We start from the raw sequence: 15,407 nt of genomic DNA, 5'->3' as shown, positions 1-15,407 counted from the left end.
GCAGCAAAGTCCAGAGACGGTTCGGTTAAAAGAGGTAAAAAAGCAATCGGTGATCATCGCTTCTGATCATTACTCCCGGCTTCGAGCCGAACGATCAAAGATCGCGAACTCATCACCGGGCACACGCCGCAGTACCATCTGATTGCGTAGAACATAATTCAGACACTGCGGCGCCGTGTCGCAGCATCACAACGAACTGTCACGAGACCGAGATGTCGTTTTCTGACAGATCAAATACGCACGACAGGCTGGACTCGTTCCTCGACAATTTTACTTCATTTTACTCCTCACTCTGATCGCCTTGGATAGAAGCTCACAACCGGGAGACGCAGTTGCGACGCCATGGCGAAGTTTGCCGCCGAGGTCGTGACACCTCATCGGCAACGCAAGCGTTGCAGTTGATGTCGAGCACGTCAGCAACAAATCCTTTGCGGACAGACGGCACTGCCGACCATCAAGGAAGGAATGAAATATGGCGCTTAAGAATATTCTGCCCGGCAAGCTAGGCTTCGGTTCGGCGCCGCTCGGCAACATGTTCCGCGACATTCCCGAGCGAGAGGCGCTCGAAACGGTGAATGCAGCGTGGGAAGACGGCATTCGCTATTTCGACAATGCCCCCTTCTATGGCGCGGGTCTCGCAGAAATCCGCATGGGCGCCGCGCTCGCCGACAGGCCGCGGGCCGATTATGTCATCAGTACCAAGGTCGGTCGCGTGATCCTGGATGAGATCGAGGATGTCAGCGCGCGCGATCTCGGCGAGAAAGGCGATGTCTTCAAACATGGGCGCCCGAACAAGATCGTCAACGATTATTCGAGCGACGGAACGTTGCGCTCGATCGAGGGCAGCCTGAAGCGGCTGGGCACTGACCATATCGATATCGCGTTCGTGCATGACGTGGCGCAGGATTTCTATGGCGACGAATGGCTGGCGATCTTCGAAGCTGCGCGCAACGGCGCATTCAAGACGCTTGATCGCCTGCGCGACGAGGGCGTGATCAAGGCATGGGGTCTCGGCGTCAATCGCGTGGAGCCGATCGAACTGCTGCTTGCGCTGGAAGGTCCGCGCCCTGACGGCTTCTTGCTCGCGGGGCGTTACACGCTTCTCGATCATGATCGCGCACTGCAGCGGGTGGTGCCGATGGTTGCGGAGCGCGACCTCGCACTTGTTGTGGGCGGGCCCTACAGTTCAGGTGCGCTCGTTGGCGGCCCGAATTTCGAGTATGCGCCGGCGACGCCGGACATCCTCAACAAGGTGGCACGCATCAAGGCGATCGCGGATCGCTATGGCATCAGCATGAAGGCTGCGGGCTTGCAGTTTGCGCTCGCAAATCCCGTTGTCGCCGCCGTCATCCCCGGAGCGAGCCGTCCGAGCCGCATTGCTGAGGATCGCGCGGCGCTGAAGGAATCCATTCCCGCCGATTTCTGGCGCGAACTCCGCTCGGGAGGTCTCGTCAATCCCGATGCTCCCCTTCCCACGGCGGACTAAATGACCTCGAAAGCGTCGCAGTTGTTGCCCGGCGCAGCAGTTGCGACGCCATGACGAGGCTTCCCGTCGAGAAGCCTTCGCTGAAGCTCTGGTAAAGTGGTTGCAGCACCCGGATGGCATCATCGTTGCGATTGCAGTCGATGTAGTACGCGGCCAGATCATTGGCGATACGCAACTCAAAAGACATCGCGCCGATTGCATGGGCCTCCTGCTTTGCGCTGACGAGAAACCGCACAGCATCGGCATGCCGGCCGGCGCGCTGCAGGATCGAGGCTTTGACCCGCAGCAACTCGGATCGGCACCAGCGCTCCTGGTTCTGCTCCTGATAATTGAACGCAACGGCAATGATCTCGTCGGCCTCAGTCATTTGCCCTTGCCGGGCCAGGACATCGGCGAGATGACCGAGATACATTCCAATCCGCATGAGATAGCGGCATTCGATTAATTCGTCGACGGACGCGCGCATGTCGCGCACAGCCCCCCGATCTCCGTTCAAATCCCTCAGCGTCGCCGCGAAATATTTCTGAACGGGGACCCAGCGCGCGATATCTTCACGCTCCAGAATAAATTGCAGTTGCGCGGTGTAACGCGCAAGTCCATCGAGATCGCTATTGTAGAGCGCGACCGGCAGCGCTGCCAGTCCGAGCGCGTTGGACTGCGAGACCAGATGTCCGGCGCTTGCCGAGGCTTCGACCGCTTCGTGCGCGGCTGCGGCTGCGTAATCCATATGGCCGTTGAGCCACGCGACGATGGGAAGATAAAAGCGCGTCGAGATATAGCGATCGACATCGAGCTCGGCCATGCGTGTGCGCTTTTTGGGCCGCGGATAGACCGCCGCCTGTCGCGACAACTCGTGCCAGCTTTGCTGCAGATCTCCCGCATGTGCCTTGGCCCACGCCAAGGCACGATCACCATCAGGCGCACCCGGCCAATCCTGATGATCGCGCGAGAGCTCGCCCAATTCCTCAAGGCGTTCGATCGCCCTGGCAATGTGTCCGATCTGGAGCAGGTAATAGGACAGCCCCAGCAGCGCGCGCATGTGATAGTCGGGATTGCCGGCGCTCTTCGCGTATGCGATCGCGGCGAGCCAGATGTCCTCATTTTCGTTCTGCTGCTTGCGCGCGTAAAACAGGCCCCACCCCCGGGAGCACGCGAGCTTCGCCTTCAACAGGTCATCGCACGGCATCGCATCCGCTGTTGTGAGCGCCAGCGACACCCACCGCTGAGACTCTGACAAGAGCGAACTCTCCGACCACAGCGGAATGGCAGCCGCGGTCAGTGCGATGCCAAGCTCGGGCGCGTGTCCCGCACCGAATGCCCACGACAACGCCGCGCGCAGATCGGCGAGCCGGCCCCGATATCGCTCCAGCCAATCGCGAGCCTCGCGCCCGTCGTATTCTTCTTCAGACCGCTTCAGCAGCGCGAGAATGCGGCGCGCGTGACATTCCAATGCAAGCGCGTCGATCGGGTCGGCCTGCCGCCGCGCGATAGCATAGCGCCGCGTGCTGTCAAGCAACCGATAACTGAGCCCCGTTTCGCTCATCTGCGCCGTGACCAGCGATTTCCCCACCAGACCACCGAGGCCGGAGGCGACATGCGCCGGCTTCAGCGCGGCTGCACCGGCGATAGCCGCGACATCGTCCAGTTCAAAGGCATCGGCAAACACCGAGGCAAGCCGGAAAATCGTCGCTTCGTTGTGCGACAAACGCTGGAAGCTCCAATCGATCGTCGCCATCAGCGTCTCATGACGGGGTGACGCATCCTGCGCGAACGGATTGCGGTAGCTCAGATGTTGGTCCAGCATCGCAAGCAGATCCTGCGCGCTGTGGTGTGTCATCTTGGCTGCGACCAGCTCGATCGCCAGCGGCAGTCCATCCAGGGCGCGGCAGATCCGTGCAACAGGCGCGCAGTCTAAATCCGCAAGCTCATAGTCCGCCCATTCCGACGCGCGGCGCGCAAACAGCTCGATGGCTGGAAACTCCATGGCCTGAGACGCGGTCAGATTGTCGCTCGTCTCGGGACATGCGAGCGGGTCGATCCAGACGATATGCTCCGCAGCTGTTTCCAGCGGCTCGCGGCTGGTGGCGAGCAGTGTCGATTTGCCGTTCTCGACAACAATGCCGTTCGCAAACATCGCGGCCGCAGAAAGCACGTGCTCGCAATTGTCCAGCACAACAAGCGTGCGGCGCTGCCGGAGATAATCAAGGACGGCCACGAGCGCATCGTTGGGGTTGCCGCGGATGCCCAGCGCCGCCGCCAATGCGACCGGGACGAGCGCCGGATCGTTGATCGTCGACAGATCGACAAAGCAGACACCATCCGGACAGTTCGGTTCAAAGGCACGCGCCACGGCGACGGCCAATGTGGTCTTGCCGATGCCACCTGCGCCGACCAGCGTGACGTGCCGCTTGTCGCGCAGGTCGGCCAGGATATGGACGATGTCCGTTTCGCGGCCGACCATGTCGCGATGATGAGGAAGGCCGGACAAATCCGATGACTTCGCAGCAACGGCTGGATCGGAGACATCCGCGATGCTGACCTGCACCGGCGCGACAAATCGATATCCCCTGCCCGCGATCGTCGCCACAAAAGACGGCTGCGCCTGTGTGTCGCCCAGCGCGCGGCGCAGGCTGGAAATGTTGACCTTGAGATTGCCGTCATGAACGAACGTATCCGGCCATGCCGCCGCAATCAGTTCGTCCTTGCCCACCAACTGACCGTTGCGCTGGACCAGCAGATGCAGCAATTCGAATGAGCGGCCGCCGAGCTTGACCGCACATCCATCACGCATCAGCAAATGACGCCTCGGAATCAGGCGAAACGGGCCGAACGAGAAAACGAGTTCGTTATTCCTAGAGTCGTGCCAATCCATTGGACCCTCGGTCGCAGCCGGGTCAAATCGAGCGTGAACGTCAAAAAATATAGGGTCGTTCTTATAATATCGGCGAGGCCATCAACGCCTCGGCGGTCCGCATATTCAGGCTCGCATATGCGTCGTACCGGAATTACCGTATCGCCTCAAGGCGCAGGCGCACGGAATATCCGTTTCTGTCGCGAAACGAGACATGCGGCCAGTTCGCCCTGCGGTTGCTGACGGGTGAAGAACCAGGCCGTCAACTCCCGCGACAAAACCGCAAGATCGGTCGAGCGCGTCATGTCTGCGTGCGCTTATCTGGCGCTGCCACGGAGAACAGAACGATGAAGGCGGCGCTTCGCAACTACCATGCCCGGATGCAACGGGTGCTGGATCACATCGACCGGCATCTGGACGACGATCTGGACGTGGACGCGGTGAGCAGCGTCGCAGCCTACTCGAAGTTTCATTTCCACCGGCAGTTCACGGCGACTTTCGGGCTGTCCGTGCATCGTTATATCCAGCTCGCCCGCATGAAGCGCGCTTCATATCAGCTTGCCTACAGGGATGCCGACTGCATCACGGATATCGCGATGGATGCCGGTTACGATGCACCGGACGCCTTTGCCCGCGTCTTTCGGGAAAGGTTCGGGCAATCGCCTTCGTCGTTCCGGAAGTCTCCCGACTGGGAGCCGTGGCTTGCGGCCTTCGGGCCTCTCGATAACGCCAGGAGCAAACTCATGCAGAAGACTTTTACCACGGACGACGTGACGATCCGCGATGTGCCTCCCACGCCGGTGGCGATCATGGAGCATCGGGGCGACCCGGCGACGCTCGGCGCCACCATCCAGCGGTTCATCGCGTGGCGCAAGGCCGCTGGCCTGCACCCCAAGACAAATCCGACCTTCAATGTCTGGCGTTCCGAGCGGCGTCCTGCCTCGCCTGCCGATTATAGCCAGGACCTCTGTGTCGCGACCGAGCAACCGATCGAGGCGAACGGCGAAGAGATCAAAGCCGGCGAGATCCCCGGCGGACGCTGCGCGGTGCTGCGCGTCGTCGGCTACACCGACAATCTGGAGCCCGCCGCGCTCTTCCTTTATCGCGATTGGCTACCCGTCAGCGGCGAGGAAGCCCGCGACTTCCCGCTCTATTGCCAGCGGCTGAGTTTCTTCCCGGAGGTGTCGGAGCATGAGACTGTCGCGGAATTGTTTTTGCCGCTGAAGTAGCGCGTCGACTGATGTTGTTATTCTTGGCCCCGCGTCCGACGATCGCAAGTGAACGGTGAGGCTTGCGCGGGGCTGGTCCGCGCTGTCGTTAGACTTTCGATGCATGGAACATCGTGATCCGACATATCTTGCTTTACATTTTTGCCTGTGCTCGACTTCTCCCAAGCCGTCATAAAGACGGATAATAAACGGGAGAAACAAGTCCAATGGGTCATCAGATCAACGTCAAATTCTCATACTTTCTGAAAGCGACCACCGCCCTCGCCGCTTTGACCGCAGCGTCCACATTGCCTGCCTTCGCGCAATCAAACGCTCCGATCAAGATCGGCGTGATCGCAGAAATCCAGTCGATTGCCGGCGCGGCAACGCCGGGTGGTGCGCAGATCGCGGCCGACGAAATCAACGCCAAGGGCGGCATCAACGGCCGCAAGATCGAGATCGTCTCCTACGACAACAAGAGTTCGTCGGCGGATTCCGTCCGTGCCTTCCAGCGCGCCGTCTCCGATGACAAAGTCAGCGCCGTGATCGCGAGCTATATCAGCGAGGTCGTGCTTGCGCTGGAGCCATGGTCCGCGCGCCTGAAGATGCCGCTGATCACGCCCGGCGCCGCTTCCAATGAGATCACCAAGCCGGTTCACACCGATTATGCGAAGAATAAATACACCTTCCACGGCTACCTGACGTCGGCGGCGCAATCGCAAGCCGTGTGCGACGCCGCTAAGGATTTGCTGGTGGACGGGATGAAGATGAAGACCGCGGCCATCATGAGCGAGGACGCGGCGTGGACCAAGTCGCTCGATGAAGGCTATGAGGCGTGCCTGCCGAAGGCCGGTCTCAAAGTGGTCGATCACGTTCGCTTCTCGCCTGACACCACCGACTTCACGCCGATCTTCAATGGGCTCGAAGGCAAGAAGCCGGACGTCATCATCACCGGCATCTCACATGTCGGCGTGCAGCCGACGGTTCAGTGGAAGAACCAGCAGGTGCCGATCCCGATGTTCGGCGTCAGCGCGCAGGCGCTGAGCCCGTCGTTCTGGGGCGACACCAATGGCGCTGCGGACGGCATTCCATCGCTGGCCGTTGCCACCGCCACCGCCGCTGTGACGCCAAAGACCATGCCCTTCGCAGCCGCCTTCAAGGCGAAGTTCGGCACGGATCCGGCCTATACCGGCTACACCGCCTATGACGAGGTCTACATCATTGCGGACGCGATCCAGCGCGCCGGCTCGACCGATCCGGACAAGATGGTCGAAGAGCTGGAGAAGACCGATTATGTCGGCACCATCGGCCGCGTGAAGTTCTACGGCAAAGACGATCAGTTCACCCATGGTCTGGTCTACGGACCCGAGGCCGTCAGCGGCATGATCTTCCAATGGCAGGACGGCAAGCAGGTCGCGGTGTGGCCGGCCAAAATCGCCCAAGGCAAAATGAAGTACCCGGCCTTTGCGCGCCCGACGAACTGATCGGGGCGCTCTGTCGCACTGAGTTCAAGTCTGGCGATTAAAAACAATGGCGCGCCTGTTCTTTCGGGCGCGCCATTTTGCAAACGGGATCAGTAACGATGTTCGGTTGGTTTGGCGGTGGCGGCGGCATTCAGCTCAAGAAATTCGTCAATGCCAACCCGCCTCATACAGGCAACACGCCGGTGTCCGCCGAATGGGCCAGCCGCTATGACGGGCGGCTGCCTGCGTCCCTGATCGAGCTTTGGTGTACACACGGGCTTGGCGTCTACGGCCCTGCCGCGCTGCGCCTCATTGATCCCGAGCCCTGGCAGCCGATCCTCGACCGCTGGGTCGCTCTCAAATTTCCCAACTCACAGCGCCCGTGGATTCGAATCCCGATCGCGCTGACTCCGTTCGGTGACCTCGTTTTCAATGCCAAGGTGGACGAGAACGACGGCGTCGTCTTCGCGATCAACGCGACGTTTTCCACGGGGCGTGTGCTCGGCGGCAGCGCGGATGAGTTCTTCAACGGCTTCATGACCAAGCGCAAGGAGCGTGACGATTTCATCGAGCCGGGATGGCTGAAGACGCGCGCGAGCGTTGCGGCGAACTCGAGGCCCACGAGGTCTATCAGGTCGATCGCCTGCTTCTCGAGATGCACATGCTGAAATCCGTCAAGCGCGACGCGATGGACATGCATCACGAACTCTGCGATGCGCTTGCGGCAAAGCAAGCGGCGACGCGTGAGGCGCAAACATAGCGCGCGGTGTCATCAGGACACTTCACGCCACCGGTGTCTTGGACGCTGGAGTCTTGGACACCGAAGTCTCGCGCGGGTGCGAGTGAACGTGATCATCCGACGCGAGTGGTGTGGCGGGACTCTTTGAAGAGTTCTTGCGCCTGTCCTCGGTCATGTTCTTGGGAGCGCTCCCGGCATCGCGGTACGCGACGATCCAGATCAGAAAACCTGCGAGCGCGAGTGCAGCGCCGACGGGGCCGGTGGACGTCCAGCCCATCCCTGCGCGAATGGCAATGCCGCCCAGGAACGGGCCGAGCGCATTCGCGGTGTTGAATGCCGAATGATTCAGCGCTGCAGCCAGCGCCTGCGCGTCTCCGGCCACATCCATCAGCCGTGTCTGGAGCACCGCCCCGAGCGAGACGCCGGCGCCAATGGCGAAGATGTTTACAGCGAGCAGCCACGGATTGCTGGCGGTCAACGGAAAGATCAGGAGCGCGAGCGCTGAAAACAGCAGGATGCAACCCGCCGTCGGCATCAGCGCGCGGTCCGCAAAACGCGGCACGATCAGATTGCCGAGCGTGGCGCCGATCCCGAAGACGGCGAAGAAAAACGGAATGGCGGCGGCGCTGACCTTGGTAACCTCGATCAACGTTGTCGCGAGATAAGTGTAGACGGCGAACATGCCGCCGAAGCCGATGGCGCCGATCGCAAGCGTCATCCAGACGCGTCCACTCTTCAGCGCTCCGAGTTCTTTCAGCGGATCCGACCTGCCCGCTTGATCCCGCGGCACAAATAGCGCGCAAAGCAGGATCGTGAGCAGCGCCAGTATCGACACGAGGCCGAAGCTCGCGCGCCAACCCACCGCCTGCCCCAGCAGATTGGCCAGCGGCACACCGATGATGGTCGCGCTAGTCAGGCCGAGCATCACCTGGCCGATCGCTCGCGAGCGGCGATCTTGAGGAACGAGCGACGCTGCGACCAGCGCGGCGATGCCGAAATAGGCGCCATGCGGCAATCCCGCCAGAAAGCGCGCCGCGATCATCCAGCCAAAGCTGGGGGCAAGCGCGGTCAGCGCATTACCGAGCGCGAAGACAGCCATCAGCGCCAGCAATTGCGTGCGGCGTGCGAACCGCGCACCAATGACAGCGATGAGTGGCGCACCCAGCACCACGCCCAAGGCGTAGGCACTGATCGCATGCCCCGCGGCCGGCTCGTCGACACGAAAGTCGGCGGCAAAAAATGGCAACAAGCTCATGGACGCGAATTCGGTGGTTCCGATCGCAAATCCGCCCATTGCGAGAGACAACAGGACGATGCCGAAATGAAGGGGTTTTGAGGTGGCGGTCGCGTGCGCGTGAGGCGTGGTGGTCATGTGTCCTGCATGGGTGGCGTCAACCAGATCCCCTGCGAACGTCACCACCCTTGCAGATTTTTTTTAGAGTTTTTTTGTTCTTAGTCCTTCGTCAGGTGAGGTCAACCCCGCGCCTCGCCTCAACGCAATGCTGCCCATCGGCATCAACAAGTTGACGCAATCCGGTTGCTCAAGCGGCGTCTCGGCAAAGCGAAGGTTCAGGTTGAAAAAGAAATGGCGCGCAGATTCATGCGCGCCATTCTTCATCTGAGACAGCAGTTGAATGCAGTCCGTCAACCGACTGACATGACTCAAGCTTAGCGGCTCTCGCCGACGGTCGCGGTCTTCACCTTGCGCGGCGTCAGCACGCTCGCCTGGACGGGCGTGAGCGTCGCGGCAGGCGCCGCCGCTTGCTGCTCAACGTTGGCGGCACCGAGCACACTCACCTGCACTGGTGTTGTCGGAAAACCGTTGGCCTCGTAGGTCGGCAGTTCGCCGGCGAAAGCGGTCGTGCTGAGCGCAATCGCTGTGATGGCGGCGGCGAACGTCAAAGTCTTCGTATTCATTGATGTCACTCCGAGAAAAAGTCTCGGATCTATTTAAGGTGCGAATTGCTGCGTCGCGATGATTTTTGCTGCAATGCAACAATGCATTGAACGCATGGCGTTTTTTGTGGCTAGGTGCCGCGCGGATAACGCCACCGATGGCTGTCGGGCGCATGAGATCGAACCGCCATTCGCGGCCCGATCTTGAGGAGATTCATCTCTCTGTGAGCCGGCAAACAGGCTATTCGACCCCAATCAAAGCCCTTGCTTCAAAGGTCCTTGTGGGGGCCGCGATACCCCGTTATGGCCGTGTCACATTCCTTTTAGTCGCGACAAAACGTTCATGCCCGGTTCCAATTCCGGAAAGAAGCCTCCCCGCAAACGCGGGCACCTGTTCTTTTCCCCAATCCTCGCCGGAGCAACGATACGTGATCGTTTGATCGCGTGCATTGGCGCTCTTGCAGGGATCGCGTGTACCGCGCTGATCTGTAAGGCTGTGCTCGGAAACGGCTCGAGCTTTCCGCTCATTGTTGCGCCGATCGGCGCTTCGGCTGTGCTGCTGTTTGCAGTCCCAGCGAGTCCCCTCGCTCAACCCTGGTCGATCATCGGCGGCAATACCATCTCCGCGCTGGTCGGCGTTGTGGTCGCGCATCTCGTGAAAGATCAGATCCTGGCGATTGGCTTTGGCGTATCGCTGGCCATTCTCGCCATGTCATTCACCAGGAGCCTCCATCCGCCGGGTGGTGCTGCTGCGTTGACGTCGATCATCGGCGGCCCGGCGGTGACGAGCTTAGGGTTTCTTTTCCCGTTCGTGCCGGTGGCTTTGAATTGCATCTTGCTCGTGCTGCTCGGTCTCGTGTTTCACAGAATATCCGGCCGAGCCTATCCGCACACGCAGCCATTGCCGTCGCCGCGCCCGACAGCGGATCCTCGTCCGGAGTTGCGCGGAGGTTTCCGGCAGGAAGACATCGACCGCGCGTTGGAGACGTTTCACGAGACGTTCGATATCAGCACGGATGATCTGGATAAGCTGCTTCGTGAAGTCGAGTATCAGGCAGCCCTGCGATCACATGGCGTGATCGTCTGCGCCGACGTGATGTCGAGGGACGTCGTCAAAGTGCAACTGCGCGATAGTCTCGATCGGGCACGACAGTTGCTGCTCGACTTCAATATCCGCGTGTTGCCGGTTGTCGACGCCGATAATCATCTGGTCGGGACCATCGGCTTGAGAGAAATCGCAGGCGCGTCCGGCGATGTCGGTTCGTGCATGTCTACCGCCGCAACGAGTTTCGCGGAGACGCCGGCGGTCGCGCTTGTGAGAACGCTGACAGACGGAAGTACGCACGCCGTGATCGTCGTCGATTCAGATAAAGCGATCCTCGGCATCGTCACGCAGACGGACCTGCTCGCGGCTGTCGCCAAGCTGCTTCCACAAGCGGCTTAGTTTTTTCGCGCTCGCGGTCTGTATCCGCCCTCGCGAAGCGTCCGAGACCTGCACCAGCCTCAAAGATGACAGCGTGCTGAGTGCCCCCTCTACAACCGGGCGGACTTTCGCCAGATTTCTGACCCACTCTGAGCAGATTTGCAAATCACGCTAAGACGTTGGCTTGGGGACCTCGGTATGAAATGAGGGACACCAATGACGAAGCTGAGTGTGTTGGCGTCAGTCGTTGTTTGCCTTTTGCCACTGTCCTTTTTGATGGGGACCGAGAGCGCGACGGCGAAGCAATGCAACGTTGCAATGCCATCGAAACCGAAGACACATTGGTCTTATCGGCTCATCGACGGACGAAAATGCTGGTACGAAGGCCAGAACAATCTTTCGAAATCATTGTTGGCCTGGTCCGTGAAAACCTCTCCACGTGACAAGGCATCGCCGCGTCGCGAAACGGAAGCAGCGCCTCCCGTCAAGGAAGCAATGCGAACGATCACGGAGCGGCCAAGCAGTGCCCCTGATCAGGATGCATGTTGTGGCGCGGTGAGCGAGACGCTTTATACATTTGAAGCGCGTTGGCGGGATCTCCTGTCCAAATAACTAACGGCAGCGGCTCGACCAGCATGCCTTGAAAGTGATCGTCAATCGGCGATGTTGCGAGCCGGCTGGTCAGTGGGGTTTGCAGTACACACGGCCAGCCGGCCAACAGGAAGTGACAGACCGACTTTGCTTCGGGAGTCCGTTGTCACGCCAATAGAAGTGAAATCTTGTCTGCGCGTTCCGCACGACTCACGTTAGTCCCAATTTTCTCCGGACCTCAGATTCGCGCATCAGCCGCCGCCGCTTCAACACCCGCTTGTCGGCGAATGGAGTGCCCAAGTCCTTGGCTTTGATCTGGACCGAGACCGTGGACCGCTTCAGGCGCGCGGCTGCCTTCACGGGAGATGCGCCAGCTTCAACCAGCCTTCTAAGTTCTTCGACTTGCGCCGGCATCCACGTTCGGTTCGTCACATGTGTCATTCGCTCGTCCCTTCGGTGGTTGGAGTTCTGAACAGGCGACCCAGCCTTCCACGATGGCCGCGCGTTCGAGCCGTTGCGCTTGCAACAGGAGCGCATCGCGGGCACGTCCGTGCGGGAGGATGTCTGCTCTTTGCCGAAGCAGATTAGCTTGGTCGCGCAACTGCGATTGATAGGCGGATTGTATTCGGGTCATAGACCACTCCGCTGTTGGACAGCCGGGAGCGCGAGTGGTCTCTCAGTCGCCGGCGGCCGAAAATTCGTGCCGGCAATGAAGAAAGGCTACACCCGTTTCGGATGAGCAACGCATCAAATGATACTTTTATTTGCTTGAATCACTGTCAGCCGTAGGAACCTGCGCAGAAGTTGCCTATTGGCAATCTGAGGTGTGCGTATGCAAAGACACTTTTATCTCATGGCGGGAGTTGTTGCGGCTTTAGCGGTGTTACTCGCAGTGACACTTTCGTTGACCGCCTCCAAGGATACAAATAAGGCGATCAGCGAAAACATTCCGCACGGTGCGAACGAGCGGCCGATCTCAAGGTAACACTGCTGCTACGGCCGAGGAGATCGATGAAAGACCATTTCCTTTTAATGGGTGGGATCTTGGCCATTCTGCTTCTGGTGTTGCAGGCCGTCGCCTCGCTCAACGCTTCGAAAGAGATAAACCTGGCAACAGCCGAAAGCGTTTCCTTGAATTCAAATGTTCAATCGAAATGACGCAGGAGTGCGACATGCAGCGTGAGAAGCCGAACGACGATCCGCGACAGCGGACCGACAAGGAGACTTTCAAGCAGACCGACACGCCGTGGAAGCAACCGGTCGAGAAGGAGCAGGATCCGGGAGAGCTCTCGCCTGAAGACCTCGAACGCTGGCAACGCACCAATACGCATTAAAGAAATCAGAGCGGCTTACGTGCGATTCACGATCCGAGACAATGAAGCGGCATGCGTTCACGGTGACGATCGTGATCGTCGCATGTCGTATGTCGCGGGACTTACCCGCCGAAACGATAGTTCACACCGACGCGCACGATCTCGTCTGTCAGACGGGTATTCGTTCTCAAAGTCCCGTTAAAGGCATATAGTGCGACGGGTGCGAACGTGTTGCTGATGTCGCCGAAATCGACGTGGAGATATTCGAGCTTGCCGGTCCAATGTCCACCGAGCGCTGTTTCCACACCCGCGCCCACGACCCACCCGGCTCTGGTTTGACTGAAATTGCCGACGGCAACTCCGCCCGGCGGAGCGGTGCATCCACTATTTATACACGGCAGACCTGGCGGCACAGTCAGGGTCGCGTTGGTCTTGATCTCACCATAGGCAAGCCCGCCGGTTGCATAGACCAGCCAACCGGCCGACGGCGTCACACCGAGCCGTCCGCGAAGCGTCCCGAACCACGGCAGCTTCTGCGTGGAGTCGAAAGGCGCCTTCGTCACCATTGGCGGCAGCGGCGTCGGCCCGCAGGGCCCGAAACATCCGTTTTGGTGGGTGAGCATAACAGTCGATGACGCGTCACTCCTCTCGCCGGTGATCTGGAGGTCCGTTTCGAAACCAAAAACGAAGACCCCCGTTTGCGCGTTGTATCCCGCCTGAAGGCCCCCCAGCGCGCCGCTGATTGATTTGGAGGCCGAGTCACCCGCGGCCGTATCCAGGAAGTGGGATTTTGGATCGAAGACGACATCCGAATTGGAACGTCCCCAGCCTCCGCCGGCATTCACGCCAGCGTACCAACCACTCCAGCCCGATGCGCCTCCTGTGTCGGCGGCCGAAGCGATCGGCGTGACGCCCAGAATGGCAACCACGGCCAGCCCCAAAATCCTCAAGCTCTTCACTGCCCATCCCCTGCCCGATCGAACGATCGATTCCGAGGCGCGAAGGTAGTGTTTTCCAAAGGCTGGCGATTGGATTTGACGGCCCTCGAACTTTAACTATTCCGTACTCTCCATCAAATCAGACAGTGTGTGACCAGCGAGACACAACGTGCGAACCCACCACCGACGACGCAAAAAACTGCCGCAGGCAATGCTGCGCGCGAGCGAATTGTCGTGCTCAATTCGTCTCGGTGGTCGCGTTAGTGGTTGTCACCACCCGAGACGACCGTTCCGCGTTGTCGAACAAACTGGAGATCAGCCTCTATGCCAGCACCGGTGCGTTGCCGGTGACCTACGCCCTGCGATACCGCGTCCAGAAGACCCTCTCCGTTCATACGATCGTCACAACGCGGCGCGAACTGTTTTACTGGAGCGCGATCCTCTTCACGTTCGCGCTTGGAACTGCCGCCGGCGATCTCGCGACCGAAGAGCCTGAACTGGGATCCAACCTCCACACGCGGCTTCGGATTGGCACACGGTCGACAGAGCGATTGACCGGACCCTCTACACACTTCGTGCCGGAACGCCGGATGCCGCGAAATGCAAGCAGTCTCGCGCCAAGTTGCTTTGACAGCGTCGCCATCACTTGCATTTCTCCTGATGCTGGACATCGGACACCGCCGGGTGCGTCCGATGCAAGCACAAACCGAATTGGATTTGGCATGGATCAGGTGCGTAACAATTTCGTCGTGGAAGACATCGTTCGCAAGGTTCCGGAAGTCACAGCCGGATTCTGGATTATCAAGATCCTCGCGACGACATTGGGCGAAACCGGCGGCGACGCCGTAACGATGTCGATGAATCTGGGTTACTTGATCGGCACCGCCATCTTCGCCACGATCTTCGCGATCGCCGTTGCAGCGCAGATAGCGGCGAAGCGTTTTCATCCGTTTCTGTATTGGACGGTCATCGTCGCGACGACGACGGTCGGAACAACGCTTGCCGACTTCGTCGATCGCTCGCTCGGGATCGGCTACCTCGGGGGCTCGTCCCTTTTGATCGTGCTTCTCGTTCTGTCACTGTTCGTCTGGTATCGCTCGACGGGCACCATTTCCATCGCCTCGATCCATACCCGAAAGGCCGAGGCCTTCTACTGGATGACGATCATGTTCTCGCAGACGCTCGGGACCGCGCTCGGCGACTGGATGGCGGACTCGACCGGCCTTGGCTATGGAGGCGGTGCAGCCGTCTTCGCCGTTGGCCTCGCGATCGTCGCTGCTTCTTACTTCTGGACCAACGTTTCGCGCACCGTCCTATTCTGGATCGCCTTTGTGCTCACCCGTCCGCTCGGCGCCACGATTGGTGACTTTCTCGACAAGCCTCTCGATCACGGCGGATTGGCGCTCAGCCGCTACGCGGCATCGGGAGTGCTGGCCGTTCTGATCGTCGGGCTGGTTGCGTTGCTGCCTCAACGCGCAGCGAACAAACCCGCGTAGGGC

The 15,407-nt window shown here is 60.0% G+C and carries 13 protein-coding genes; 8 read left to right on the top strand and 5 right to left on the bottom strand.

Annotated elements, in window-relative coordinates:
* Nucleotides 1-472 precede the first annotated feature (472 nt).
* Nucleotides 473-1,486, top strand: coding sequence for an aldo/keto reductase (locus tag ACZ5C3_RS10355; RefSeq protein ID WP_464037427.1), 1,014 nt, complete (start codon nt 473-475; stop codon nt 1,484-1,486).
* Here the strand turns inward: ACZ5C3_RS10355 and ACZ5C3_RS10350 are convergent.
* On the bottom strand, nt 1,452-4,277 hold the full coding sequence (locus ACZ5C3_RS10350) for an ATP-binding protein (protein ID WP_464037426.1): 2,826 nt from the start codon (nt 4,275-4,277) through the stop codon (nt 1,452-1,454). The genes ACZ5C3_RS10355 and ACZ5C3_RS10350 overlap by 35 nt on opposite strands.
* Before the next feature lie 407 nt (nt 4,278-4,684).
* Between ACZ5C3_RS10350 and ACZ5C3_RS10345 the strand changes: the two genes are divergently transcribed.
* The 3 genes from ACZ5C3_RS10345 to ACZ5C3_RS10335 all read left to right on the top strand — a co-directional run bounded on the left by ACZ5C3_RS10345 (nt 4,685) and on the right by ACZ5C3_RS10335 (nt 7,676).
* Entirely contained in the window at nt 4,685-5,566 is an 882-nt protein-coding gene (locus ACZ5C3_RS10345; RefSeq protein ID WP_464037425.1) for an AraC family transcriptional regulator, read from the top strand.
* A 206-nt stretch (nt 5,567-5,772) separates the two neighbouring features.
* Nucleotides 5,773-7,029, top strand: coding sequence for an ABC transporter substrate-binding protein (locus ACZ5C3_RS10340; protein ID WP_464037424.1), 1,257 nt, complete (start codon nt 5,773-5,775; stop codon nt 7,027-7,029).
* A 98-nt stretch (nt 7,030-7,127) separates the two neighbouring features.
* The gene (locus tag ACZ5C3_RS10335; RefSeq protein WP_464037423.1) at nt 7,128-7,676 is read left to right on the top strand and encodes a GAD-like domain-containing protein; all 549 of its coding nucleotides are present in this window, start codon (nt 7,128-7,130) and stop codon (nt 7,674-7,676) included.
* 114 nt (nt 7,677-7,790) lie between these two features.
* On the opposite strand, the gene ACZ5C3_RS10330 is transcribed toward ACZ5C3_RS10335, so the two are convergent.
* Nucleotides 7,791-9,119 carry an MFS transporter gene (locus ACZ5C3_RS10330; RefSeq protein WP_464037422.1) on the bottom strand — a complete coding sequence of 443 codons (1,329 nt, stop codon included), beginning with the start codon at nt 9,117-9,119 and terminating at the stop codon, nt 7,791-7,793.
* Between the two features lie 296 nt (nt 9,120-9,415).
* The gene (locus ACZ5C3_RS10325) at nt 9,416-9,664 is read right to left on the bottom strand and encodes a hypothetical protein (protein ID WP_464037421.1); all 249 of its coding nucleotides are present in this window, start codon (nt 9,662-9,664) and stop codon (nt 9,416-9,418) included.
* Nucleotides 9,665-9,986: 322 nt separating this feature from the next.
* Here ACZ5C3_RS10325 and ACZ5C3_RS10320 point away from each other — a divergent pair, with 322 nt between their 5' ends.
* The gene (locus tag ACZ5C3_RS10320) at nt 9,987-11,087 is read left to right on the top strand and encodes an HPP family protein (RefSeq protein WP_464037420.1); all 1,101 of its coding nucleotides are present in this window, start codon (nt 9,987-9,989) and stop codon (nt 11,085-11,087) included.
* 780 nt (nt 11,088-11,867) lie between these two features.
* On the opposite strand, the gene ACZ5C3_RS10315 is transcribed toward ACZ5C3_RS10320, so the two are convergent.
* Complete coding sequence (locus ACZ5C3_RS10315) at nt 11,868-12,098, bottom strand: hypothetical protein (protein WP_464037419.1); 231 nt, start codon at nt 12,096-12,098, stop codon at nt 11,868-11,870.
* A 570-nt stretch (nt 12,099-12,668) separates the two neighbouring features.
* On the opposite strand from ACZ5C3_RS10315, the gene ACZ5C3_RS10310 reads away from it, so the two are divergent.
* Nucleotides 12,669-12,815 (top strand): hypothetical protein, encoded by a 147-nt coding sequence (locus tag ACZ5C3_RS10310; protein WP_464037418.1) that lies wholly within the window; start codon nt 12,669-12,671, stop codon nt 12,813-12,815.
* 14 nt (nt 12,816-12,829) lie between these two features.
* Nucleotides 12,830-12,991 carry a hypothetical protein gene (locus tag ACZ5C3_RS10305; RefSeq protein ID WP_464037417.1) on the top strand — a complete coding sequence of 54 codons (162 nt, stop codon included), beginning with the start codon at nt 12,830-12,832 and terminating at the stop codon, nt 12,989-12,991.
* A gap of 101 nt (nt 12,992-13,092) precedes the next feature.
* Here the strand turns inward: ACZ5C3_RS10305 and ACZ5C3_RS10300 are convergent, their stop codons facing one another.
* Nucleotides 13,093-13,929 carry an outer membrane protein gene (locus tag ACZ5C3_RS10300; RefSeq protein ID WP_464037416.1) on the bottom strand — a complete coding sequence of 279 codons (837 nt, stop codon included), beginning with the start codon at nt 13,927-13,929 and terminating at the stop codon, nt 13,093-13,095.
* A 701-nt stretch (nt 13,930-14,630) separates the two neighbouring features.
* On the opposite strand from ACZ5C3_RS10300, the gene ACZ5C3_RS10295 reads away from it, so the two are divergent.
* Nucleotides 14,631-15,404 carry a COG4705 family protein gene (locus tag ACZ5C3_RS10295; protein WP_464038310.1) on the top strand — a complete coding sequence of 258 codons (774 nt, stop codon included), beginning with the start codon at nt 14,631-14,633 and terminating at the stop codon, nt 15,402-15,404.
* Nucleotides 15,405-15,407 lie beyond the last annotated feature (3 nt).

It is taken from the genome of Afipia dichlorophenoxyacetatis (genome assembly GCF_055386385.1).
Note: the sequence above shows the minus strand (reverse complement) of the source record. Positions and strands in the feature narration are given on the sequence as shown.